The sequence below is a fragment of the Nostoc commune NIES-4072 genome, from assembly GCF_003113895.1.
GTDB lineage: Bacteria > Cyanobacteriota > Cyanobacteriia > Cyanobacteriales > Nostocaceae > Nostoc > Nostoc commune.
Window position 1 is genome coordinate 2,833,613 of the sequence record NZ_BDUD01000001.1, and the last position, 21,677, is coordinate 2,855,289.

A 21,677-nucleotide genomic window follows, 5' to 3' on the forward strand; every position below is an offset into this window, starting at 1 on the left:
CACATTCTTTTTAGCTTCCCTCTGATGCTTGTTTAGCTTTCTCTTGCACATCTTGTGCCGCTTTTTGTGACGCTTGAGCAGCTTGATTAGTCATAGAGGTAGCAATGCTACTAATATCAACAGAAATAGGTGATGCTGACCCAGTTCCAATCAAAACACTTGAACAGCCACCAGTAATTTTATTTGGAGAACCAAGCGGTTCTAGAATTGTATTTCCTTGAAAGCAAGCTGGTAAGCCATTGATTAATACAGTGCTACTAGCATCAATTACTACACCTACTCCGTGGGGAGGGATAGGAGAAGGAGTCATGCAAGCATGGAGATCAACAGTACCAACAGCAATTATTACTGCCATGAATTCAAGTTGGCCAGATGCACCACATCAACGTTGTGAAGCACACTTTCTCAACAATTTGAGTGATGCAGTCTTGCCTTTAGATACAAAGCTACGACAGCAATTAAAGACAGATTTGGATGGACTACCAAAAGTACCATTATCTTCTGAAAGACCTCAAGACCCAACTCAGCAAAAGCAGCCAGACAATAATAGCCCCTTTTTTCAGCAATCCCCTATCTGTCACGAGACGCAGAGTTAATGGCGGTGGAGTCCCAGATTCGAGATGCTATTCAGGATTGTGTCAATCGCACCAGTCGCAAACCTTTTAGTTGGGGTGGTTTAAGCGGCTACCAGCAATTATCAGCGATTGGAGAAGTACTACGTAGTTTATCATGCCGACAAATTGACACAGATTATTTGTCTGTATTGTCAGTATGGGTTGACCAAGCTTTAAGCAACAATCTTTCCGTAGCATTGGATTTGGCAGAAGCGCACAAGTGGTTGCGACGAATTGCCGAATGTTTGCGCTATCCAAATAACTCCCACCGTATCTCAGGTAATGTAACTGATATTACACAAACCGCAGAAATCCCCTTAACAAGTTTTCAAGTTCGGTGCAAGATGGAAGAGTTATTACAGAAGTTTGTGCCTGACCCTCAACAACATCCGGCACAGTTTGCTCTCAAGAAAAAGTTACAACGTTTATGGGATAAATACAGTACTGACTTATTACACTGCTATGATATCCCTGGTTTGCCACCAGATAACCTGAAAATCGAGTCTTTATTTAGTCATTTGCGTCGCCATCAGCGACGTATTAGTGGACGCAAATCAACTGTTGAATTACGTGATTTGGGCCAATATCAAGTTCTATTTGTAGCTCAAAACGAAAAACAGTTACTTGAACAAATTCGGGAAGTACCTATAGCTGAGTATAAAACTCAACGTCGTAGATTAGCGATCGCACAAGCTCCTCGCCAACAAAAACGTCGCCTTCATCGTAATCCAGTTAGCACAATACAATCTTTGGTCAATCAACATCAGGAACTTCTCACTGTGCTTGAGTTTCAAGCTCACACCCCAGCTTTCTAATTCTTGGATAACTTCATAACCTAATTTGCCTGTTTGATAAACGGCTTTTTGGTTGACAATCCCATCGTTAGCAAGGGTGACTTCGCGGACGTACTGTTCTGGGGTGGAATGTCCGGGAATAACTGCGGTATTCACGCCATCCATACCCATTGCGATCGCACCACTCCGTCGGATGTTAGCTTTTTCTAAAATCAACACCTCTGCATTAGGATTGGCTTGTTTAGCTTTAATTCCAGCCATTGTCCCGGCTGTACCGCCACCAATGACAAGTACATCAGTTTTTATTTGTTGGGTGTTGATGTCCATAAGCTTTTGGGAGTGTTGAGGATACGTAGAACATTTAAGCTAAAACTAATATAAATACTACGGTAAATCAACCAAATTACCGTATCTTACTGATAGAATATTCACATGGATAAGCCGCAAATGCAAGCTCCAAAAATTGCGATCGCCGACATTGTTGAACGCGTAAAATTTCAAGTTCTGAAGTAGCCAGTCTCCAAGCTAGATTTATCGCCTTGGACTGCACCCTCACAGACATTTGTGCAATTATCTTAACCTTTCACTGATGCTTTGGAGCCGTGTTCTTGTCGCATACAGAGTTATTGTATAAATTGTATAGTACTTACGTAGGAAGTCCGTTACGTTATAAACTTGTGCAAATGGGGAACTCTATGATTAGAGATCAATCCTTTAAATTATTTTTTTGTTTGGAATACCCACAAGAGGCGCTTGTTAATGATTAGTATAATTACACCAGTTTATAACGGTGAGAAATTCATAGAATCTTGCATTCAAGTTGTAATTGACCAAAACTGTTTAGAAGTGGAACACATCATTGTCGATGGAGGTTCAAGCGACAAGACAATAGACATTATTGAGGATAAAGCCAATCAATATCCCCATATCCGATGGATTAGCGAAAAGGATCGAGGACAATCTGATGCTCTCAATAAAGGAATTGCTATGGCACAAGGAGAAATTATTGGTGTTTTAAATGTTGATGATTTTTATGAAAAAAACGTTCTTAAGCGCATTTGTGAAATTTTTAAAACTTTACCAGAGCCTAGCTTGATTGTTGGCAACTGTAATGTTTGTAATCAACAAGGTAAACTAATTTATATTAATAAACCTAGCCGATTACGGACAATTGATTTTTTGTTAGAAAGGCAAGTTAATGAAGATAAAATTATCGATGCTTCTTTTCCAGTAAATCCATCTGCTTACTTCTATCACAAATCATTGCATCAGCAAATCGGACTCTATAAAGTAGAAGATCATTATGTAATGGATATAGATTTTCTTTTGAAAGCTATTAGATATTCTCATGTTAAATATTTCAATGAAATTTGGGGTAATTATAGATATTATCCAGGAACCAAAACATTTGATGATTCTGCTAGAGGAACCAGTTTGACGCGAATTAAACAATTATTTAATGATTATATTAAAACACTATCTTTGATAGAGCAATGGAAAATTTTGTTAGCTCGAAACCTGAATTTTATTTTATTGAAAATCTTTTATTTTTCTAAGCATCCAGAACGATTATCTGAATCGATTAAGCAGCGATTAACTAATACCATCTCAAAAAAATCCTGATGTATATATAGCAATACAGTTCAATTAGTGATGTTTGACCTCGGAAGATCCCCCCAACCCCCCGATAAATTGGAGGGCTTAGTTCCCTCCTTTTTAAGTCCCGTTAGGGAGGATCAAGCCTTACACTGAACTGTATTGGCATATATAGGACTCCTATTTGATTTTTGATACATAGCAATACTTGTCGGGTTTTGGGGAAAAGCGAAAGGGGAAAGGGGAAAGAAAAAACCTTTAACCCAAACCCAGTAACCTTTTCCCAAAATCCAATTCCGAGTTAAAAATGCTTTACCCGAGCAGTATTGATATACATAGGGTGTGAAAGCGCAGAAAGTACAGCACTTTATCCAATATAATCACAAGAATTATGTCAGTAAGAGCCAAACCAGAAAGTTTTTTAACGATGAAATTTTTGCATAAACAAAGTAGTAGAATTGGCATCCACGCGGCACAAAGTAGCAATAGTACTACGCGCTTCTGCCTGGGCAGCTATTCTTGCAATGCCCACTACTGACTGCTTGTTGCCGTTTTACTTTGTTGTCGAACCTCGATAAATTCGCTCCATTTGCTCTGGAGAAAGCACTGTCATTGGAAACCATTCATTTGTGGAAATAGGAAGTTCCGGGGATGATTGAAATTCCCGTTGTTGAGTTTTAGTAAAATGTATTTCCACATTGCTATTTAAAGGTGGGCTAAGTAATGTCTCATCTATCTCTGATGGAGAAAGTTGATTTTGAGGCAAGACATAGGCGTGCTTTTGTGCATCGTATGCCAAAATTTCTCCTGTCTCAATTTGATAAATCCAAGCATAAATATTGAGTTTCCCTTGATAAAGCTTAGAGTGAATCACCGGATAAGTTCGTAAATTTTCGATTTGGGTAAGGACATTCTCAGCAATAATTATTTCTAAGAGTTCTTCCCCTTCGTAGTGGCTATAATTGTCTTTTACCAGTCTTCGCGTTGCCTCTGTATACTTGAGCCAGTCATGTACAAGAGGCATTTCTACCCGCAAGCTGTCTAACTTCATTAACCCTTTCATAGCGCCACAATGTGAGTGACCGCAGACAATAATTTGTTGAATATCTAATGCTTGAATAGCATATTCAATTGTCGCCCCCTCACCGCCATTAGTCGCACCATATGGTGGAATAATATTACCTGCATTGCGGATAACAAATAATTCACCTAACCCAGCTTGTGTAATCAGGTTTGGATCGATACGCGAATCTGAACAAGTAATAAATAGTACTCTGGGTTTTTGACCATGAGAAAGTTGTTCAAACAGTTCTTCATTGGCGGAAAAATAACTACTTTTAAACTCGCGCAAACCTTTAATCAATTTTTTCATAGGAGTACCTAAATGAACAAGTAATACTTAAAACTTCAAAGTCAATATATGGGAAGTCGTCAATAGGATCTTCTATATCCTGGTAGAAGGAGTGAGATGGCGTAGGGTAGTCGAGTGCATTTACGAGAAAGCTGATGGGGTGTCGGTGATTGGTCAGCAGACGTTGAGTTAATGCCGGAAACATCAGAGATGTTTATCTACCTTACCATGCTCCGGATCATAGTGAGACGATTAGCATAAAATTTGACCGCTCAAAACTTTTCAAACACCCTCTCAAATTGAAATTATCGTGACAGATAAATTTAATCAACCGCCACTGCGAAAAGGATTTTTTATCAAAGTTAAGCCAGTTGCAACGCCTAAGAATAACATAGCCCCTTTTAACGTTCCAGATAACTCTTTGTAACTCTGTTAGGTGGTAAACAATTAATTGTGCGATCGCAGTTCGCACTTTTGCATAACTAGCAATTTGGGTTAATATCTGGGCTTCACCAACTAATGGCAATGGTAAGTAAATTCGTAGTAATCACAAAGAGTGCTTAGAAAACAATACGCTTTGTGCTTACTACAAACCTCATAGCGCAAGCAAAGTACTAGTACAGCACGCCGGAAATCAAGCTACTATTTTAAAACTTACAAAAGCCTTGATTACAAAACTTTTGACTTTTGACTTTTGAACGCCAGTTGCTTCTCCTGTCGGAGACGCTGCGCGAACAAGTCGGCAAAGCCGCAAGGGCGCACTGGCTCCTTTTGACTTCCGCCCTGCGGCACTAGGTGATAACAGTTGGCTGTTCCCGTCCTGTCAGTTCGCAAATTTGAGCTATCTCCTGAGCAATAGTAATTAAAGAAGCAAGTGCTTCTTGTGGATCAAGGTCATGTTTGCTGGGATCTGGCTCGTAGCTTTCTATATAAACCCTTAGGGTTGCACCTTGAGTACCCGTACCAGAAAGTCGCACCACAATTCGAGAACCATCGGTAAAGCCAATGCGAACACCTTGTTGATCGCTAACGCTACCATCAACAGGATCGGTATAACTAAAGTCATCACTGTATTCAACTTGATAGTTACCGAATTGCTTGCCTTTAAGAGTTGGCAATAAAGAACGCAGTCTTTCTATTAAAGTGTTAGCTGGCCCTGTCTGTATCTCTTCATAGTCATGGCGAGAGTAATAATTGCGTCCATAAGTCTGCCAGTGTTCTCGGACAATCTGCTCAACAGATTGTTGTCGGACTGCTAGGATATTTAGCCAAAACAGCACAGCCCATAGCCCATCTTTTTCGCGGATATGGTTGGAACTGGTACCAAAACTTTCTTCACCGCAAAGAGTCGCTTTCCCCGCGTCTAAAAGATTGCCGAAAAACTTCCAGCCAGTGGGTGTTTCATAGGATTCAATTCCAATCTGAGCAGCAACTCGATCTACTGCTTGGCTAGTAGGCATCGATCGCGCTACCCCGGCTAAACCCTCACTATAACCAGGGACTAGCTTGGCGTTTGCGGCTAACACTGCGAGACTATCGCTAGGGGTGACAAAGAACTTACGCCCTAAGATCATATTGCGATCGCCATCTCCATCAAAAGCTGCCCCAAAATCTGGCGCATCTTCTGCGTATAAAATATCCACCAACTCATGGGCATAAACCAGATTCGGGTCAGGGTGTCCGCCGCCAAAGTCTTCTAAGGGTGTACCATTACGTACAGTTCCCACTGGTGCGCCCAAACGTTGCTCGAAAATGGCATGGGCATAAGGGCCAGCCACTGCGTGTAAGGCATCGATAGTGATCTGAAAATTTCCTCTTGTTAATAGTTCACGAATGCGATCAAAATCAAACAGGGACTCCATTAACTCTTGATAATCATGTACGGAGTCAATCACCTCAACTACCGTCTCTCCCAAATGTGACTCACCTAAAGTTTCTAAATCTACATCTGGTGCTTCCAGAATTTGGTAGCTATCAATTACTTTACTGCGATGGTAGATAGCCTCTGTCACCTTTTCCGGGGCTGGGCCACCGTTGCTAATGTTATATTTCACACCAAAGTCACCATTGGGCCCGCCCGGATTATGGCTAGCAGACAAGATGATGCCACCAATAGCCTGGTATTTGCGAATAATAGCAGAAGTTGCAGGAGTAGACAAAATCCCGTGTTGACCAACTTTAATTCGCCCAATGCCATTGGCCGCAGCCATTTTCAAAATGATTTGAATGGCTTGGCGATTGTAATAACGACCATCACCACCCAGGACTAGGGTTTGCCCACGCAAGTCACCTACAGAATCGAAGATGGATTGGATAAAATTTTCTAGGTAGTGGGGCTGCTGAAAAGCCTTAACTGCTTTCCGCAGCCCAGAAGTACCAGGCTTTTGGTCGCTTAAAGGAGTAGTAGAAACTTTATGGATCTTCATAGATAACGTTTAACAAAGCATTTTTCTTTTACAGCTTTGCATAAATTCGTTACAAAAAAAATTGCCAAATATATATATATAATTATGTACCCATCGACACGGTTAGGGTAAGCTGGTGTTACAGGCAGGGCGGCGGCATCATGCCAACAAAACCACGCAGCATTAAACCCGATAAGCTTTGATATCGCCAGCCAGCACTCTGTTTACCTGCTATTAGCCGCCATTCCATAAATTTAGTTCGCCATAAACATTGATATCAAACGTAAATTCGATATCAATATGGTTCTTGGGATATTCTGTGGGCAAAGGTGCAAAAGGTGCAGCTCGTTGTATGGCATTGAGTGCTACTTCATCAGTTACACTGAATCCAGAGGTTTGTGCAATATTGAGATTGCTAACTTGACCTGAACGGTTAATAGTGAAGTTAAGCACCGTTCGCCGATTAGACTGGCTCATTCCTGGTAGCCACTGCTGCCGAACGCGTTGCTTTAGTTTGTTTAAGTAAGAGCTTGGCGATCGCGGTTAGAATTAGGCAAGGCTGCCAGATCATCACCACGATAATTCTGACTAGATACACCCACAGTACCACCCAACAAACTTGCTGCACCTGTTTTTAAAGATGACTGAGCTTGGGTAGGTGTTCGCGCACTTAATCTAGTTGTCGATTGCCCTAACTTCTTAGGGTTGCTAGGTACTGGTAATGTCGTAGCTCTTTCAAGCCCTGTTTTTCTCAGTGTTGCTGGTAATGGTGTAGTCGTTGGTGCTACTGCAATTTTCTTAGAATTAGGCACTTGTAATGTGGTTGTACGTGCTGAGGCTGTTTGCTTTGGGTTGAGTACTAAAGGTGTTGTCAAAGGCGCTGTTTTAAGAAGTGGTGCTACTGCAATTTTCTTAGGATTAGGGGCTTGTACTGTGGTTGTACGTGCTGAAGGTATTGGCTTTGGGTTAGGCACTGTTTGATGAAGTGGAACTGGTAGTGGTGTAGTCATTGGTGCTACTGCAATTTTTTTAGAAGGTACTTGTGCCTCTCTTGCAGATGCTGATACCGTTTTTCGAGATTTAAATTGTGGTTGTTGACGAGATATAGGTGATTCCGTTTTCTGCTGCTGTCTTGTCTGGAATACCTCTGCTGGAGATGAGGCTGTTAAGTTAGAAGAACGCTTGTCATAGGCTTTATATTCTGTGGGATTCGCTGACTTCATTACAGAAACAGGTCTTTCTGGCAAAGCTTTACCACCAGCAATAGAATTTTTAGTAGCCCGAAATGAGGTTTGAGGAGGTACGTCTGTTTTATTAGCAGGAACTTCAACTACCTCGATTGGAGTCTCTTGGGTAATTTCTTGGTTCGGCTCACGCATCAAAGCTTTGTACCAATATTTGCTCCCTATTAATAAAATTGAGTGCAATAGGATAGAAGTAATTACACCTTGGAGCATATCGATAGAGCGCACACTCCGATGGTATAGAAATTTATCAGAATCAACCATGTGATTGTACTTTCTTTAATAGCAGCCTCAACAGTCTATTTATAGGGTATAAGCTTCTGCAATGATAAGTTTTTCAGTACATTGGTGTGACTATTTTAATAATCTGCCTCAAGCAAAGTTACCTTATTCACTAAAATGATGATATATCATCAGGTAGGATATGACACTATATTTTCCTAGACGTAAATTTGTTTTGTATGGTTCAGCTACTTTTGCTACTAGCCTCTTACTGAAAGCTTGCAAGAGCAGTCAAACCACGACACCAACAGTTAGTAGTAGTGGGGAAGGTTTTAAAATAGCGATCGCACTCCCTGGAATGATCACTGATAAAGCTTGGAATCAGTCTGGTTACGAAGGCTTAAACCTAGCTAAACAAAAACTGGGTGCAGAAATTGCATATCTGGAACAAGTTGCCCAAGCAGATCAAACAGAAGCATTAATAGACTTTGCCCGCAAAGGTTATAATGTTGTATTCGCCCACGGTGGACAATTTGATGCAGCTATAGAGCAAGTTGCTCCACAATTTCCCAATACATTTTTTGTGGGTGTAAATGGTAATAACAAGGGAGAAAATATTGCCTCTTTGCGAATAGATCATTTGCAAGGTAGTTATTTATGTGGCATTATTAGTGCAGCTATCACTAAATCTAATAAATTAGCTTATATTGCTGGGCAAGAATTCCCCGCTACTCAAGAAGAACTACGAGGATTTAATTTAGGAGCAAAATCAGTTAAACCCAATATTAAAATTACTTCTACATTTCTAGGCGATTGGAATGATGTTGCTAAGGCAAAATCAGCTACACTTGCCTTAATTTCTTCAGGTACTGATGTAATTTATCAATGGTTAGATAGTGCTTCACCCGCAGTTTTACAAGCAGCTAGTGATAAAGGGATTTATGCTTTTGGTAATACAAAAGATCAATTAGATGTTGCTCCAAAAGCAGTGTTAACAAGTGCAGTTAAACGATTAGATATAGCAATAGCTTATTTAGCAGAACTCGCAAAACAAAAACAACTTAAAGGACAGATATATAATATAGGTTTAGAAAGAAAAGATATATTATATTTAGGTAAATTTGGGGCCGCAGTAACAGAAACAGTTAAACAAAATATTTTCAAAGTACAACAGGAAATTGTCGATAAAAAAATTATTTTTGAAAATTGTCAGGAAGCTGGGAAGGATACCCGTTGTGTCAAAAAAGCATGAATCTCAATGTATTTACGTTTAGAAAATATTAGTAAGAGCTTTAACTCATTTGTTGCGAACCATAATATTAGCTTCAGTGTTGATGCTGGGAAAATTCATGGTATTTTAGGTGAAAATGGCGCAGGTAAGACGACTTTAATGAACATTATTAGTGGTCTATACCAACCTGACAGTGGAAAAATTTATCTAGAAGATAAACCAGTAAAAATTACCTCTCCAAAGGGCGCAATCAAACTAGGTATAGGCATGGTATATCAACATTTTATGCTTGTGCCTAAGTTAACTGTTACTGAAAATATCATCCTGGGCATAGAAAAGAATTGGTGCTTAAATCTGCGGAAAAAACAAGAAGAAATTGCTGCTTTATGCCAAGCCTATGGGCTAGAAATTGACCCCACAGAGCGAGTAGAAAATTTACCAGTTGGGACACAACAGCGAGTAGAAATCCTCAAAGTGTTATATCGCCAAGCCCAACTATTAATTCTCGATGAACCAACAGCAGTTTTGACATCAAGAGAAGTAGAACTATTAATAAATATCTTACGACAGCTAGCGGCGGCTGGAAAGACGATTATTTTTATTAGCCACAAGTTAGAAGAGGTAATCAATCTCTGCGATACAATAACAGTGCTGCGACGAAGTAAAGTAGTAGCGACAACGACAGCTAAAGAGGTAACGCCTCAGCAACTAGCAGAATTGATGGTGGGGCGTGAAGTAGTTTTGCAAGTGAATAAATCTTCATCTGTACCGGGAGAAGTGATAGCTTCGGTACACAATTTGTCAGTTGCTAACGATAGGGGTATTCTTGCTGTTCGCAATATTTCATTTCAATTACAGGCGGGAAAAATTTTAGGAATCGCTGGTGTAGATGGCAATGGACAACGAGAATTAGCTGATGCGATCGCAGGCTTAATTCCTATCAACAACGGTAAAATTGAGTTGAATAGCTTCTGTACTCGCCAGAGAATAGGTTACATTCCTGAAGATCGGCAAAAAATGGGTTTGGTGTTGCAGTTTAGTATTGCCCAAAACTTGATTTTGAATGCTTTTAAAAACTTACCATTCTGCCGTAATTTTTTATTACAACCACTAGCCATCAAAAATCATGCTCAAGTTGTCATGAAAGAATTTGATATTCGTGCGACTAGGGAAGATATGAAGGTAAGCCAACTATCGGGGGGAAATCAACAAAAGGTAATATTAGCAAGAGAACTAGCTGGAGAACCAAATTTAATTATAGCGATGCAACCCACACGGGGATTAGATGTAGGAGCGACAGCCGCAGTTCATTCCCAGTTATTAGCACAACGCGATCGCGGTGCCGCAATCTTGTATATTTCTACTGAGTTAGAAGAAGTGATGGCAATGAGCGATCGCATTGCCATAATCTACAGAGGAGAGTTTATCGCTATTTTGGATGCACATACGGCGACGATAGAAAAAATTGGTTTATTGATGGGTGGGGGGACACGCAGAGGATAAAAATGGCTGATCAAGAATTAGAACTTTATCGAGTAAAATTTATTCTCGATTTATTCTCGACTCTCAAAAGTCACACCTTCATAAATCAATTCAATAGCACAACTAAAATCAACACTTTCTATAGTGATATCGTCACCAATTGTATAGGGAGAATACAGCCACATTCTGCCTTCTCCCCGACGATAAAATTCAATTCCAATTTTTTCGGATTCAATCAAAATATATTCTTGCAAACTGGTCATAGTGCGATAAGAAGCAAACTTTTCTCCTCTATCTTTAGCTTCTGTTCCAGGAGAAAGAACTTCCACAATGATTTTGGGATATTGAATAAATTTCCGTGCATTTAAATCTCTAGCATCACAACTAACTACCACATCAGGATAGTAATATGGGCTTTGAGTACTAACTTGCACCTTGACATCTGCAACGTTAATTCGACAACTTCTAGCACGCAGATGAGGATACAATGCTCTGTAGAGATTTAGGGCAATATCATTGTGAGGAATTGTCCCGCCAGTCATGGCAAACACTTTGCCATTAACGTATTCATAGCGACTATCTTGTAATGGTTCCCATTCAAGATATTGGTCGATGCTCATTTTTTGAGGTTGAGGGATGGCAATCATTGCATCATGATCACAAATAAACGCTTTCAACTCCTGCTACCAATCCTATCACCACTAATTGCGTTGGCGCAGCCCGCCGTAGGCATCGCCTCTGCTCTCATCGTTGGTGCTATGCTTATATTACTCGCTGGGGCAAATCCCATCACTGCCTACACAGCTTTATTTCAAGAATCCCTAACTACTTACTTTGGGTTTGGCAACACCCTCACCAAAATGACACCTCTATTATTCACCAGTTTAGGGGTATTAGTTGCATTGCGGGCTGGTCAATTTAATATCGGTGGCGAAGGACAAATTTACCTCGGTGCGTTGGGTAGCGCTTTAATTGGGTTATATGTACAAGGAATACCTGCTGTCATACACATTCCCTTAGCACTTGTGGCTGGATTTCTCTTTGGTGCGGTTTGGGGTTGGATACCTGGTTATCTGAAAGCTGTTCGAGGAGTAAATGAAGTCATCACTACTCTATTGCTGAATTACATCGCGGTGAATTTAGTTAGCTACTTGGTGCAAAATCCCTTAAAAGCACCAGGCGCACCTAGTCCTTATTCGCCATTAATTGCTAAAGAAGCACAGTTACCCGTTATTTTACCCCAAAGTTTAGCCCATGCAGGCATAATCCTTGCGTTAATGGCAGCCGCCCTCTTGTGGGTATTATTAGTGCGATCGCCTCTAGGATACCAAATCGCCGCCGTTGGTTTTAACCCCACAGCAGCCCATTATGCAAGGATTTCAGTAAAAAATACCATCATACTAATCATGTCCTTAGCAGGTGGTTTAGCCGGGTTGGCGGGTGCATCTGAGGTGATGGGGTTGAAGTACCGCTTATTTGAACAGGTGTCATCTGGTTATGGGTTTGATGCAGTTGCGATCGCTTTTTTAAGTCGCGGTAGTATTGGCGGTGTAGTCTTGACTTCTTTATTTTTTGCCGCCTTGCGTAGCGGTGCAAATGTCATGCAACGTAGTGCTGGTGTACCTGTGACTGTAGTTTATGCAATTCAAGGATTAACTGTGTTATTTATTGCTATCAGTCTCGCTGTAGAAAGACGAATAAAAACGCAAAGTAACGCTGAGGTTTAACGCGGAAGTTTCTCTGCGATACTCTGCGCTTCCCTTAGCGTAGCCTCCGGCAAGCCGCAAAGCGTCTACTTCTGCGTTAAAAAAAACTATGAATAATATTAACTTCTTCTCAGATTACTTAGTTGCTAGTTTAAGTTTAGCAGTACCCCTAGCATTTGCTGCCCTTGGTGGAATGTACTCAGAACGGTCGGGAGTGCTAAATATTGCCCTCGAAGGGATGTTAATAACTGGTGCTTTTTCCAGTGCAACCGCTACCTTTTATACTGGCAACCCTTGGCTTGGTCTTCTCTGTGCCTTGATTGCCGGGGGATTAGTCGGTTTACTTCACGCTTTTATGTGTATCACTTTATATGTTAATCAGTTGGTATCAGGGTTAGCGATTAATCTGGTGGCTGCGGGGTTGACATCATTTTTAGCGCGGTTAGTATTTAATGGCAGTAGTACTAAAAGATTACCAGGAATTGAGCCTATGCCTATTCCTGGTCTTGCAAATATACCTGTACTTGGATCTGTATTGTTCCAGCAAGATGTTCTTGTATATTTACTGATAACTCTAGTTGCTGTTAGTATCTATATTTTCTTTTATACTAGCTTTGGGCTGACCTTGCGGGCAGTGGGGGAATATCCCCAAGCAGCTGCTACGGCTGGGCTTTCAGTATCAAGGGTGCGATATTTGGCTGTAGTAGTCAGTGGTTGTCTTGCGAGTTTAGGAGGGGCTGATCTGGCTTTAGTGCAAATAAAATTTTTTACAGAAGGTATGAGTGCAGGTAAAGGATTTATTGCGATCGCTGCTTTAATTTTTGGTAGGTGGCATCCTTTAGGTAGTACTTTGGCTTGTTTTTTATTTGGTGCTACGGAAGCTTTACAGTTACGAATTCAAGCACTAGGCGTAAATATTCCTTATCAATTTTTAGTCATGTTACCATACGCGATCGCTTTATTTGCATTATTAGGATTAGCTGGTAAATCTATACCGCCGCAGGGCTTGGGTGTCCCTTACTCCCCAGAAAATCACCAAGACAATTAGGGGCCTAATAAGCAGTGATTCTCCAATGATCTTACGCCGTCAGCCCCAACTTTTAGAAACGCTGTATTTCGACTTTGCTCAACATAAATTCACGTTCGAGGAAGTCAAAAGTCACGCATTCACTCATTCAAAATTAAGAACCCCATAAATAAATTTAGTTGCTCTGCATCCAAATTATTTTTTGGTCATAATTCACCCAGTAGCTTAAAATTAAGTCTGCGTGACATCAAACCAATCCCAATTACACATATACCGAATATCATTGCCTTAGTTCTTGGTTCTGGAACTTTCTGTGGTATCTGGAAGGAACCACTCAAAAAAGCTTTACCTTTCAAAGGAGCAGTGGGTTCTTGATCGAGTGACTCAGTTTCATTAAAATTAAATATGCCTGTAGCACCGCTAAACTTGCCTGCACCACCAGTAATGGTTATAGTACCAGAACCTACTAATTGGCGGTTGGGAAAATCAAATGAAGCAGTAGCGTTACTGCTGGCAAATAATTTATCATCGCCACTGCCAAAAAACTCGTCTCTGCCGATTGGTAAGCCTTGTAAACCAAATTTTGCTGGGTCTTGAACGAACACGAGATTTCCTGTATCAGGGTCAACTCGGCTATAGTTGTCTATGCTTAAAAAGTTAGTCAGACCATAATCAGCATCAGGATTAAAGCCTGAGACAAAGGCTTTTGATACGTCGGTTGATGGGATAGGTGTCAGAGTAACATTTATGTTATATACTACGTCGAATGGAAACGTAGTTTGGGCGATCGCTTTTGCCGTACTTGTACCCACGCTCAGTAAAGAAAAAACTAGTGGAACAAGACACACCCGACTATATAATTGCAGTGCCATTTAGGAGCCTCACGAATCAAAAAATATTGACTTTTACAACGAACAGAATCTTTATTTGCTTAAAGCCAGAGAATAAGTTTTTTGGCGTGTAAATCAAAGAGGTGGAAAATTGAAATTTGATTTTTCAGCAGTTGTTCAAATATCATCTCATGCAATCCACCGTTAACGCAGATATTTTACCCAGTTATCTATCGTGCTTCATCACTGACCATAAATGCTACTACATCAGCAATTTCTTTCTTATACATCTTCCAGTTTAAAAAATTGGTGTTTGAAACCCTTACTCTGCTTGGCTCGAAAAATTCAAAAACTTTCTTAGGGGACAAATCTATTGTATTTGCCAACAAGTAAGCATTATTTGATAAAGTGAAGTTTTGTCGAACGCTCTTCATCTCTATGTCGTCCCAGGTATCGCTCCCCCAATCGCTGCATCCAGACCTACCCTTCACGGCTCTTGCACCCATGCAGGATGTAACAAACCTCTGGTTTATGAAGGTGATTGCTCACTATGGCAGCCCTGACTACTTTTTCACCGAGTATTTCCGGGTGAATGATACCTCACGGCTCAATCGTAGCATTCTGGCAGCAATCACCGAAAATGACACGGGTCGCCCTGTTTTTGCTCAAATGATTGGCGAAAGCATTCCAGATTTAGTAAGAACAGCAAAAGAACTCTGCAACTATAATATCGCTGGAGTTGACTTGAACATGGGCTGTCCAGCACCTAGAATCTATCGCAAAAAAGTTGGGGGTGGATTGCTGCTATTACCAGAAAAAGTGGATCGGATTTTGGGAGAACTGCGTTCTGCTGTCAACGATCGCCCTTTGACGGTCAAGATGCGCTTAGGCTTTGAAAATACAGATAACTTTTACGAAATTCTAGATATGATCAATCGCCACAGCATTGATTTGCTGAGTTTGCATGGTCGCACTGTGAAAGATATGTACCACGGAGCAGTAAAATATGATTTGATCGCTGAAGCGGTGAAACGGGTTGATTGTCCAGTGCTTGCCAATGGCAATATCCACTCTGCGACAACTGCCCTTAAAGTGCTTTCTCAAACGGGCGCGGCGGGTGTAATGGTGGGACGCTGGGCGATTGGGAATCCTTGGCTTTTTAATCAAATTCGGCAGGCTTTGCGCTTCGAGACGATCACGCCTGTTCCTTTAGTAGAGGTACGCAACTATATTGACCGTTTATGGCAAACCCCCACAGCAGCAACTATGCCAGAGCGATCGCGCCTTGGCTACCTGAAAATGTTCCTCAACTACATTGCCCTAAGTGTTGACACTGAAGGTGATTTTTTGCGGCTGATGCGACAGACCTCTACTGAGGTAGAAATGTTTAACCTCTGCGATCGTTTTCTCCTTAGTGATTTGACGAAAACTTTAGCCCTAACACCCTTAAAGAGCGTGTAACTGTAGACAACAAATCTGAGTGCGATCGTTCCAGATTAAATTACCGATTCTTTGCAACTGGTTGATAATTCTATTTCCAGCAGTTCTGGTCATTAGATTTTAGACATTAGACCTCTTGGGGAAAAGGGTAATGGTTTTAGGGGAAGGGGACAATACAGAATTTTTTCCCCTTCCCCCTTCACCTTTTCCCGACAAATCCCAAGAAGTCTATTAGAAAGGGGACAGGGCATCTTGTACTTAGTAATCAAAAAGTATTATGCATTATTCGTATGGATTGATGCACTTGAGATGCTCACAGCCAAAAGCTTGAGTCATCATTGCAGATAGCTCTTGAGAAACTTGACTATCGAGGTTGAATTTGAGCATGATTTGGTCATGGGCTTGTCCTTGCGCTATCAGCTTTGCCATTTGCTCAAACTCTACCCAAGTCAAATCACTCTCAACAAAAGCCTTAGCAAGGGTGATTACCAGTTCCTCATAATCATTGTCTTCCAGTTTTGTCATCATCCGGTGTTCAATGTGAAGCGAATCATCGAAACAGTAATACCAGGATTTCGGTTGCTTTTTAACTACCCTTCGGAAAAAATCCTGTTGTTTGGAGCGGTTAACAGCATGATCTCCTTCGCTACACACCATTAAAATAGGAGCAGAAACACAGCTTTCAGCCTTTTCTAAAACCTCCTCTGCCAATTGAAGAAATATCCGTAATGCCTTAAGACAAAAACCCTTATAACCAAAATTGCCAGATGCATCTTTGTTGAACCATTCAAAGTAAATTGGCAGAATTTTGATAAGTTGATCTAATAGTGAGTAACGGCTAGCTAAATAAGGCGTGAATAATAATGTACGGTCAATTTCCTGGGGATGCTCTAAAGCTAACCAAGCAGCTAAAGTTCCACCTGTTGACAATCCACCAATTACAACTTGTTGACCTAGCGTTTTTGCAATCTGCAACCATTTGAGTAGAAATTGTTGATATATCTGAATATCTGTTGGAAGTGGTGGAGGATTTTGACGATTCCAGTTTCCTGAGCGTCCATGACCAGGTTGTAAAGGAATCAGAACGTTATATCCCTTGTTAAAAAAGGCTTTACCGAGCGGCTCGAACTGGTAAGGGCCTGCTGTAAAACCATGCAAAAACAAAAAAACTTTTGGCGTTAAGTAAGGATGAATTAAAAATTTGGAACGACAGGCTTCGTTTTTAAGACCTAGTGTAGACTCTAATTGGTGAACTTGCTCTAGGATTTCTGCTGTATTTTGGATGCCAACTTTCATTTATTACTTATTATTTTTGTATATAATATACTTTAATTTATTAATTAAGTAGTTACTTGGGATCTAGCAGAGGATATATTTTTGAATGAGCCTGTCAAAAGTGAAAAACTTTTTTAAAATTGGATGCCTATTCAATCCAAACTAATTTTCCACAGCCAGTCTAGGAGGTTTGACTGTTAGGATTGACTATCACTCCTACCAAGTCAATTTATTGTCGTACACCAACTCAACACTAAATGCTTCACTTAGAAGATATTGCCCTAGTTTTCCAAAACCTTCAACGAAGAGGGAGAGGGAAATTACCCCTTTCCCCTTATCTGTTCACAAGACCTTTACTCCCAAAGAAATTTGTTGACATTTGACTACTCGCTTTTCGGATTGAAACTTTTAGCCGCGCTCGGCTGTGGGTTGATTGCTGGAGTCTTCTTCGCTTTTTCGACCTTTGTAATGAATGCTCTTGCCCAAATACCGCCGACACAGGGGATTGCTGCCATGCAATCCATCAATATCGCGGCGATCAATCCGTTCTTTATGACGGCGCTATTCGGAACGGCTGCGGCTTGCGTTTTTCTATTTATCTTCTCACTATTAAGGTGGCATCAACCTGGTGCTGTCTACTTGCTCGTCGGCAGCCTGCTTTATCTCGTTGGCACATTAGGCGTGACTATTGTTTTCAATGTGCCACTCAACGACGCGCTGGCCAGAGTCGAGCCGGGTAGCTCCATCGAACTTTCTTTATGGTCTAGCTACCTTGCCAACTGGACAATATGGAATCATATTCGGACGGGGACGGCGTTTGCGGCTGCGGCATCATTCACCCTCGCGCTCTGCGTAGTAACAAATTAAGTGATTGATATAGAGAGGTAGTTGTTAAATTGAATTTGTCTAATATTATGAATAAACAATGGGCTGTTAAACGACTTACAATCAATCTGACATCAAGTGAAGCAGACAAATTGGAAAAATACTGTTTAATGACTGGCAGACCAGCAACCGATGTGATCCGGGAATTAATTCGCTCTCTACCAACTGAAAAAACATAAAATGCCGATTAGCAATTCATCAAATACTGAGTAAATTCCTGTTAAATGAAAAAGCTGCGGTTTAATAACCGTAGTTAATTAATTCAAGTATCGAATCGACTGCGAAACTTTGACTGCTTCTTGGGGAGTAATGTTACTGCAATTGGACAATTCTGGTATTACTCCTGTACCAACAAATCTGTAAAAGGGGCCATTTTGCTCCCCCAACCACTGCGATAGCAATGTTGGTTGTTTGGCATTATCGTATAATCCTTGCTCCAAAACGCTTTTTCCAAATATCGGAGAATTTATTGGGTAACTGCGCGACCTAGAAGGCAAGTCGCCAATACCACCAGACGCTGACTCAATCGCAAAGCATTTATCTGCATTTGAATTTTGATAAACAATTAAAATTTGGTATTTGAGAATATAATATAGGATCAGGCCTTTCAAGGTGTCTGCTTTTAGGTATTATTTTTGGGATAGAATTTTAGCTGTAGAAACATGGGGTCGTTTGGAAGGACGAGTACGTTTTAGTACCCTTCTTGTCTTTTTTGGTGCGCGAGGGTGGGACGCGAAAACAACTAAATTAACGCGAGCTGCCAAGTCTCGAAGTATGTTGGGGTGCAACAGGGGTACTCTTACCGCAAAATTGCAGAAATTCTCAACCTTAGCAAGACAACTGTCAATGATATTGTCAAACGCCACAGACAGTCAGCCAAGAAACCAGAGTTGGAGAGGGAATTTTGAAAGCCTTATCCAGTAATCGTTTCAGCCTTAGCGTAACTTTCTGTACGGTTGCTCATTTCACCCCTTAATGCGTCATCGGTTGGGACTTAGGGCAATGTTGATGTCTATGATGGCTGGGGTTGAGATTAAAGGCGACGAGGCGATGATTCAGGCTTTGGCTGAGTTTTCCAAGCGCAACGCCTCTCATGTTAAGGGGATTCTCAACCTCACTATCCCGCTATCGGAGTCTTGCCGTGTTTGGCAGACTATTAAACCTTTTGTTATCGAACATAATAGAGGCGTCAGTCGTCAGAATTCAGTTGGGGGGTTTTGACAGAAATTGCGGATAGCGACGCGAAAAGCGACGTAGGAACGTCTGAATAACCTTAACTAGAGTTTAAACCCTATCCTACCCCTTTTTGAACCGTTGAAATTAATTCGCCAACAGTGTCTTCACTATATTTACCCCGAAATGGAAGTCGGTCGAAGTGGTAGGAAGTGCTGTAGCATTTGTCTGGTGATTGTTTTTCTGTTGTGATGGCGCAATTGAATCAAAAATGGGGCGCGAACTATTCAAGAATTCAGCAATGAATGCCGAGCCATTATTAACAATGACATTCCAAACTGGATTGACACCAAAGAACATACCGCCACCAATTTGCATCATCAGGTTGGGAACAACAATAGTTGCCGTATTTTGGTAAACTACCTCCATTGCTCGTTTAGCGATCGCAATAGCATAAATTAATCGTTGCAATTGCTGATCAAGAAGCACGACATCTGCTGTTTCTGTACAAACATTCCCCCTGAAGGCAAGTGAAACAGAAATGTCTGCTTGACAATCACCATTTATTCCCAGCACTGCTACACATCCTCCTTGGCTGCGGAGTCCATCAACTAAGTTTGCTTGTTGTTGGGGATAAGATTCTGCAAGGATATGGTTGGCATGAATGCCAAATTTTTCCGCAAGAATGGTAGTTTTTGCTAAACTATCGTCACTGACGAGGTAGACAGTAATGCCCTGTTCTTTTAGGGTAGCGATCGCCTTAATACAGTCTGATGCAGTTGTATTTAAATACAATAGTGCAGAGTCATGGATGACAAGGGTATCTAACTGAGTCAACAACTCCACAACACGACCACTACGAATATAAATGCCATTTTGGACAGCGTGAGTCAAGGCAGAAAGGATGGTTGTTGAGATAGAAATAGGAATACCACTACCAAAGTCAAACTGAAAAGGAGAAATAGCAGCTCCTAAATTACCTGTTGCAGCAAAAATAGTACCGCCTAAAACTAAGGTTGGCACGATGGCATTTTTCACAAATTCTGCTTGTTGTGCCCCAATGTGCGTATCATGCACCGGAGTAGATTGCATAAGATGAGCAATCAATCCCAGGCGAGTATTTTCACCCGTCCGTTCTACTAAGATAGACAATTCTCCCTCTAATAACCGAGAAGAGGCGTAGACCTCTTGCCCTAGAGAATAATGCATAGGTGTAGTTATGCTTGTGAGGTAGGAGCAATCCACCAAACCACTACCAAATAGAATCCTACCATCTACAGGAATTATTTCACCAGCGTGAATCGTAATGCGATCGCCCGCTTGCAACTCTATTGCTCTTACTGCTGGCTGTAATTGATCACGCTGCACCCAAATATCTTGATGCAAATAATTTAAAAAGTCTAGGGCTTTTTGTTCTTTAGCTTCATTAACTGTACCGCGCAAGCTTCTACGGATTTCTACTAAACTGGTTTTCAAAGCTGGGGCAATATATTGGCCTTGGACGGTTTGTAGAGTCATCCACGCCGAGTCTAAAAGATCAATGTTAGGATGACGCTGGTTAACAATGCTGTCAGTTGCTCGATTGAACCAAGGCATCGCAGCACCCGCGATCGCTATTATGATCAACAAAGGTGGTAACTCCAACGGAGCTGCAAATACTGCCAGACTCAGACTGAGCAGAGGTAGACCTAAATCTCTCCATTGGTTAACTTCTGGAATCAGGTCAGATTCTTCTATAGTTTCTTCATCAGAAGTTTCAATCAGATTCGTTTGTTGAATACAACTCGCCTTTTCAATACAGGTTGACAGATATTTTTGGGCATCTTCAAAATTAACCACACTAACATTGTAGTTAACAATCAGCGAACTAGCTGCGGGATTGATGCGAACCTCTGTGACAAACTGCAACGACTCAACCAAGCGATTGAGCTTTTCAGCAAACTCTAAGTCATCTGCCAGCCTGGGTACACGAATACGGCAGCGCCCCAGGGTGCTATGAACGACTTCGTAAAACATATTTCTCGATTGCTGTTGGGAAGATATTTAACTTCCATTGTGATCAATATAATAAGTCACAATCAGGAAAACATAAACTGAATTTTCACCATGTCGGATAACTCTTAACATAACGCAACAATTTCTCTAGCTGTGATGTCTTGCTCTCAATACTTCTTGGTTAAAAAACTTGGAATGATTTTCGCTCACGAAGTTTCAGGTTTTTAGCCATGTTATGCTACCCTAATCTTGGAATAGATATAAGCTTAACCGAGAGGTATTGATTGGTGTCCGGGTTTGATGATCAGTTTATGTCCTAAACTACCTGGCGACAGATGTAACATAACTTTGAAAATCCTTTACAAATTTCTATTTTTGTTGATTTCCAGAAATAATTATTGAGATTT

At 41.0% G+C, this 21,677-nt stretch carries 22 protein-coding genes and 1 pseudogene; 12 read left to right on the forward strand and 11 right to left on the reverse strand.

The window, feature by feature from the left end; genetic code table 11:
* Nucleotides 1–10 precede the first annotated feature (10 nt).
* Nucleotides 11–355, reverse strand: coding sequence for a PAAR domain-containing protein (locus CDC33_RS38665; RefSeq protein WP_181373989.1), 345 nt, complete (start codon nucleotides 353–355; stop codon nucleotides 11–13).
* On the opposite strand from CDC33_RS38665, the gene CDC33_RS12590 reads away from it, so the two are divergent.
* Both CDC33_RS12590 and CDC33_RS41645 read left to right on the forward strand, forming a co-directional pair.
* Nucleotides 354–596 (forward strand): hypothetical protein, encoded by a 243-nt coding sequence (locus tag CDC33_RS12590; RefSeq protein ID WP_109008753.1) that lies wholly within the window; start codon nucleotides 354–356, stop codon nucleotides 594–596. The genes CDC33_RS38665 and CDC33_RS12590 overlap by 2 nt on opposite strands.
* The gene (locus CDC33_RS41645; RefSeq protein ID WP_109008754.1) at nucleotides 596–1,429 is read left to right on the forward strand and encodes a hypothetical protein; all 834 of its coding nucleotides are present in this window, start codon (nucleotides 596–598) and stop codon (nucleotides 1,427–1,429) included. Before CDC33_RS12590 ends, CDC33_RS41645 begins: the two co-directional genes overlap by 1 nt.
* Here the strand turns inward: CDC33_RS41645 and CDC33_RS12600 are convergent.
* Nucleotides 1,403–1,735: pseudogene (locus CDC33_RS12600) on the reverse strand (FAD-binding protein); the annotation flags it as partial. The gene CDC33_RS41645 and the pseudogene CDC33_RS12600 overlap by 27 nt on opposite strands.
* Nucleotides 1,736–2,167: 432 nt before the next feature.
* Here CDC33_RS12600 and CDC33_RS12605 point away from each other — a divergent pair.
* Nucleotides 2,168–3,031 (forward strand): glycosyltransferase family 2 protein, encoded by an 864-nt coding sequence (locus tag CDC33_RS12605; RefSeq protein WP_109008755.1) that lies wholly within the window; start codon nucleotides 2,168–2,170, stop codon nucleotides 3,029–3,031.
* A 526-nt stretch (nucleotides 3,032–3,557) separates the two neighbouring features.
* Here CDC33_RS12605 and CDC33_RS12615 read toward each other — a convergent pair.
* The 4 genes from CDC33_RS12615 to CDC33_RS12640 all read right to left on the reverse strand — a co-directional run bounded on the left by CDC33_RS12615 (nucleotide 3,558) and on the right by CDC33_RS12640 (nucleotide 8,268).
* Nucleotides 3,558–4,376: a carbonic anhydrase gene (locus tag CDC33_RS12615; RefSeq protein ID WP_109008757.1), complete on the reverse strand. Its 819-nt coding sequence runs from the start codon at nucleotides 4,374–4,376 to the stop codon at nucleotides 3,558–3,560.
* Between the two features lie 770 nt (nucleotides 4,377–5,146).
* Nucleotides 5,147–6,781, reverse strand: a complete 1,635-nt coding sequence (locus tag CDC33_RS12630; protein WP_109008758.1) for an alpha-D-glucose phosphate-specific phosphoglucomutase — start codon at nucleotides 6,779–6,781, stop codon at nucleotides 5,147–5,149.
* A gap of 213 nt (nucleotides 6,782–6,994) precedes the next feature.
* Nucleotides 6,995–7,237: an energy transducer TonB family protein gene (locus tag CDC33_RS12635; RefSeq protein ID WP_109008759.1), complete on the reverse strand. Its 243-nt coding sequence runs from the start codon at nucleotides 7,235–7,237 to the stop codon at nucleotides 6,995–6,997.
* A 41-nt stretch (nucleotides 7,238–7,278) separates the two neighbouring features.
* Nucleotides 7,279–8,268: a hypothetical protein gene (locus CDC33_RS12640; RefSeq protein ID WP_109008760.1), complete on the reverse strand. Its 990-nt coding sequence runs from the start codon at nucleotides 8,266–8,268 to the stop codon at nucleotides 7,279–7,281.
* Between the two features lie 160 nt (nucleotides 8,269–8,428).
* On the opposite strand from CDC33_RS12640, the gene CDC33_RS12645 reads away from it, so the two are divergent.
* Complete coding sequence (locus CDC33_RS12645; RefSeq protein ID WP_109008761.1) at nucleotides 8,429–9,478, forward strand: BMP family protein; 1,050 nt, start codon at nucleotides 8,429–8,431, stop codon at nucleotides 9,476–9,478.
* A gap of 6 nt (nucleotides 9,479–9,484) precedes the next feature.
* Nucleotides 9,485–10,960, forward strand: a complete 1,476-nt coding sequence (locus CDC33_RS12650) for an ABC transporter ATP-binding protein (RefSeq protein WP_109008762.1) — start codon at nucleotides 9,485–9,487, stop codon at nucleotides 10,958–10,960.
* Between the two features lie 50 nt (nucleotides 10,961–11,010).
* Here CDC33_RS12650 and CDC33_RS12655 read toward each other — a convergent pair whose 3' ends face one another.
* Nucleotides 11,011–11,586 carry a Uma2 family endonuclease gene (locus tag CDC33_RS12655; RefSeq protein WP_109008763.1) on the reverse strand — a complete coding sequence of 192 codons (576 nt, stop codon included), beginning with the start codon at nucleotides 11,584–11,586 and terminating at the stop codon, nucleotides 11,011–11,013.
* A 6-nt stretch (nucleotides 11,587–11,592) separates the two neighbouring features.
* Between CDC33_RS12655 and CDC33_RS12660 the strand changes: the two genes are divergently transcribed.
* Nucleotides 11,593–12,666 (forward strand): ABC transporter permease, encoded by a 1,074-nt coding sequence (locus CDC33_RS12660; protein WP_109008764.1) that lies wholly within the window; start codon nucleotides 11,593–11,595, stop codon nucleotides 12,664–12,666.
* A gap of 88 nt (nucleotides 12,667–12,754) precedes the next feature.
* The gene (locus tag CDC33_RS12665; RefSeq protein ID WP_109008765.1) at nucleotides 12,755–13,693 is read left to right on the forward strand and encodes an ABC transporter permease; all 939 of its coding nucleotides are present in this window, start codon (nucleotides 12,755–12,757) and stop codon (nucleotides 13,691–13,693) included.
* A gap of 185 nt (nucleotides 13,694–13,878) precedes the next feature.
* Here CDC33_RS12665 and CDC33_RS12670 read toward each other — a convergent pair whose 3' ends face one another.
* Nucleotides 13,879–14,544, reverse strand: a complete 666-nt coding sequence (locus CDC33_RS12670) for a hypothetical protein (protein WP_109008766.1) — start codon at nucleotides 14,542–14,544, stop codon at nucleotides 13,879–13,881.
* Nucleotides 14,545–14,940: 396 nt separating this feature from the next.
* Here CDC33_RS12670 and CDC33_RS12680 point away from each other — a divergent pair, with 396 nt between their 5' ends.
* On the forward strand, nucleotides 14,941–15,963 hold the full coding sequence (locus CDC33_RS12680) for a tRNA-dihydrouridine synthase family protein (RefSeq protein WP_109008768.1): 1,023 nt from the start codon (nucleotides 14,941–14,943) through the stop codon (nucleotides 15,961–15,963).
* 261 nt (nucleotides 15,964–16,224) lie between these two features.
* Here the strand turns inward: CDC33_RS12680 and CDC33_RS12685 are convergent, their stop codons facing one another.
* Nucleotides 16,225–17,238, reverse strand: a complete 1,014-nt coding sequence (locus CDC33_RS12685; protein WP_109008769.1) for an alpha/beta hydrolase — start codon at nucleotides 17,236–17,238, stop codon at nucleotides 16,225–16,227.
* 351 nt (nucleotides 17,239–17,589) lie between these two features.
* Here CDC33_RS12685 and CDC33_RS12690 point away from each other — a divergent pair, with 351 nt between their 5' ends.
* Both CDC33_RS12690 and CDC33_RS12695 read left to right on the forward strand, forming a co-directional pair.
* Nucleotides 17,590–18,084, forward strand: a complete 495-nt coding sequence (locus CDC33_RS12690) for an anthrone oxygenase family protein (RefSeq protein ID WP_244919219.1) — start codon at nucleotides 17,590–17,592, stop codon at nucleotides 18,082–18,084.
* A gap of 47 nt (nucleotides 18,085–18,131) precedes the next feature.
* Entirely contained in the window at nucleotides 18,132–18,281 is a 150-nt protein-coding gene (locus CDC33_RS12695) for a ribbon-helix-helix protein, CopG family (protein ID WP_181373990.1), read from the forward strand.
* A 78-nt stretch (nucleotides 18,282–18,359) separates the two neighbouring features.
* Here the strand turns inward: CDC33_RS12695 and CDC33_RS12700 are convergent, their stop codons facing one another.
* A complete protein-coding gene (locus tag CDC33_RS12700) occupies nucleotides 18,360–18,713 on the reverse strand; it encodes a hypothetical protein (protein WP_109008771.1) in 354 nt (117 codons plus the stop codon).
* 171 nt (nucleotides 18,714–18,884) lie between these two features.
* Between CDC33_RS12700 and CDC33_RS12705 the strand changes: the two genes are divergently transcribed.
* Both CDC33_RS12705 and CDC33_RS12710 read left to right on the forward strand, forming a co-directional pair.
* A complete protein-coding gene (locus CDC33_RS12705; RefSeq protein ID WP_244919220.1) occupies nucleotides 18,885–19,010 on the forward strand; it encodes a helix-turn-helix domain-containing protein in 126 nt (41 codons plus the stop codon).
* A 106-nt stretch (nucleotides 19,011–19,116) separates the two neighbouring features.
* Nucleotides 19,117–19,323, forward strand: a complete 207-nt coding sequence (locus CDC33_RS12710; protein WP_146195804.1) for a hypothetical protein — start codon at nucleotides 19,117–19,119, stop codon at nucleotides 19,321–19,323.
* A gap of 99 nt (nucleotides 19,324–19,422) precedes the next feature.
* Here the strand turns inward: CDC33_RS12710 and CDC33_RS12715 are convergent, their stop codons facing one another.
* Nucleotides 19,423–21,291, reverse strand: a complete 1,869-nt coding sequence (locus CDC33_RS12715; protein WP_109008773.1) for a P-type ATPase actuator domain-containing protein — start codon at nucleotides 21,289–21,291, stop codon at nucleotides 19,423–19,425.
* Between the last annotated feature and the right edge of the window lie 386 nt (nucleotides 21,292–21,677).

Bases quoted from the DNA above. Each gene is read 5' to 3' on its own strand.
- CDC33_RS12590 (WP_109008753.1), top strand. From the start codon at position 354: ATGAATTCAAGTTGGCCAGATGCACCACATCAACGTTGTGAAGCACAC.
- CDC33_RS38665 (WP_181373989.1), bottom strand. From the start codon at position 355: ATGGCAGTAATAATTGCTGTTGGTACTGTTGATCTCCATGCTTGCATG.
- CDC33_RS41645 (WP_109008754.1), top strand. From the start codon at position 596: ATGGCGGTGGAGTCCCAGATTCGAGATGCTATTCAGGATTGTGTCAAT.
- CDC33_RS12605 (WP_109008755.1), top strand. From the start codon at position 2,168: ATGATTAGTATAATTACACCAGTTTATAACGGTGAGAAATTCATAGAA.
- CDC33_RS12615 (WP_109008757.1), bottom strand. From the start codon at position 4,376: ATGAAAAAATTGATTAAAGGTTTGCGCGAGTTTAAAAGTAGTTATTTT.
- CDC33_RS12630 (WP_109008758.1), bottom strand. From the start codon at position 6,781: ATGAAGATCCATAAAGTTTCTACTACTCCTTTAAGCGACCAAAAGCCT.
- CDC33_RS12635 (WP_109008759.1), bottom strand. From the start codon at position 7,237: ATGAGCCAGTCTAATCGGCGAACGGTGCTTAACTTCACTATTAACCGT.
- CDC33_RS12640 (WP_109008760.1), bottom strand. From the start codon at position 8,268: ATGGTTGATTCTGATAAATTTCTATACCATCGGAGTGTGCGCTCTATC.
- CDC33_RS12645 (WP_109008761.1), top strand. From the start codon at position 8,429: ATGACACTATATTTTCCTAGACGTAAATTTGTTTTGTATGGTTCAGCT.
- CDC33_RS12650 (WP_109008762.1), top strand. From the start codon at position 9,485: ATGTATTTACGTTTAGAAAATATTAGTAAGAGCTTTAACTCATTTGTT.
- CDC33_RS12655 (WP_109008763.1), bottom strand. From the start codon at position 11,586: ATGATTGCCATCCCTCAACCTCAAAAAATGAGCATCGACCAATATCTT.
- CDC33_RS12660 (WP_109008764.1), top strand. From the start codon at position 11,593: ATGATCACAAATAAACGCTTTCAACTCCTGCTACCAATCCTATCACCA.
- CDC33_RS12665 (WP_109008765.1), top strand. From the start codon at position 12,755: ATGAATAATATTAACTTCTTCTCAGATTACTTAGTTGCTAGTTTAAGT.
- CDC33_RS12670 (WP_109008766.1), bottom strand. From the start codon at position 14,544: ATGGCACTGCAATTATATAGTCGGGTGTGTCTTGTTCCACTAGTTTTT.
- CDC33_RS12680 (WP_109008768.1), top strand. From the start codon at position 14,941: ATGTCGTCCCAGGTATCGCTCCCCCAATCGCTGCATCCAGACCTACCC.
- CDC33_RS12685 (WP_109008769.1), bottom strand. From the start codon at position 17,238: ATGAAAGTTGGCATCCAAAATACAGCAGAAATCCTAGAGCAAGTTCAC.
- CDC33_RS12695 (WP_181373990.1), top strand. From the start codon at position 18,132: ATGAATAAACAATGGGCTGTTAAACGACTTACAATCAATCTGACATCA.
- CDC33_RS12710 (WP_146195804.1), top strand. From the start codon at position 19,117: ATGATGGCTGGGGTTGAGATTAAAGGCGACGAGGCGATGATTCAGGCT.
- CDC33_RS12715 (WP_109008773.1), bottom strand. From the start codon at position 21,291: ATGTTTTACGAAGTCGTTCATAGCACCCTGGGGCGCTGCCGTATTCGT.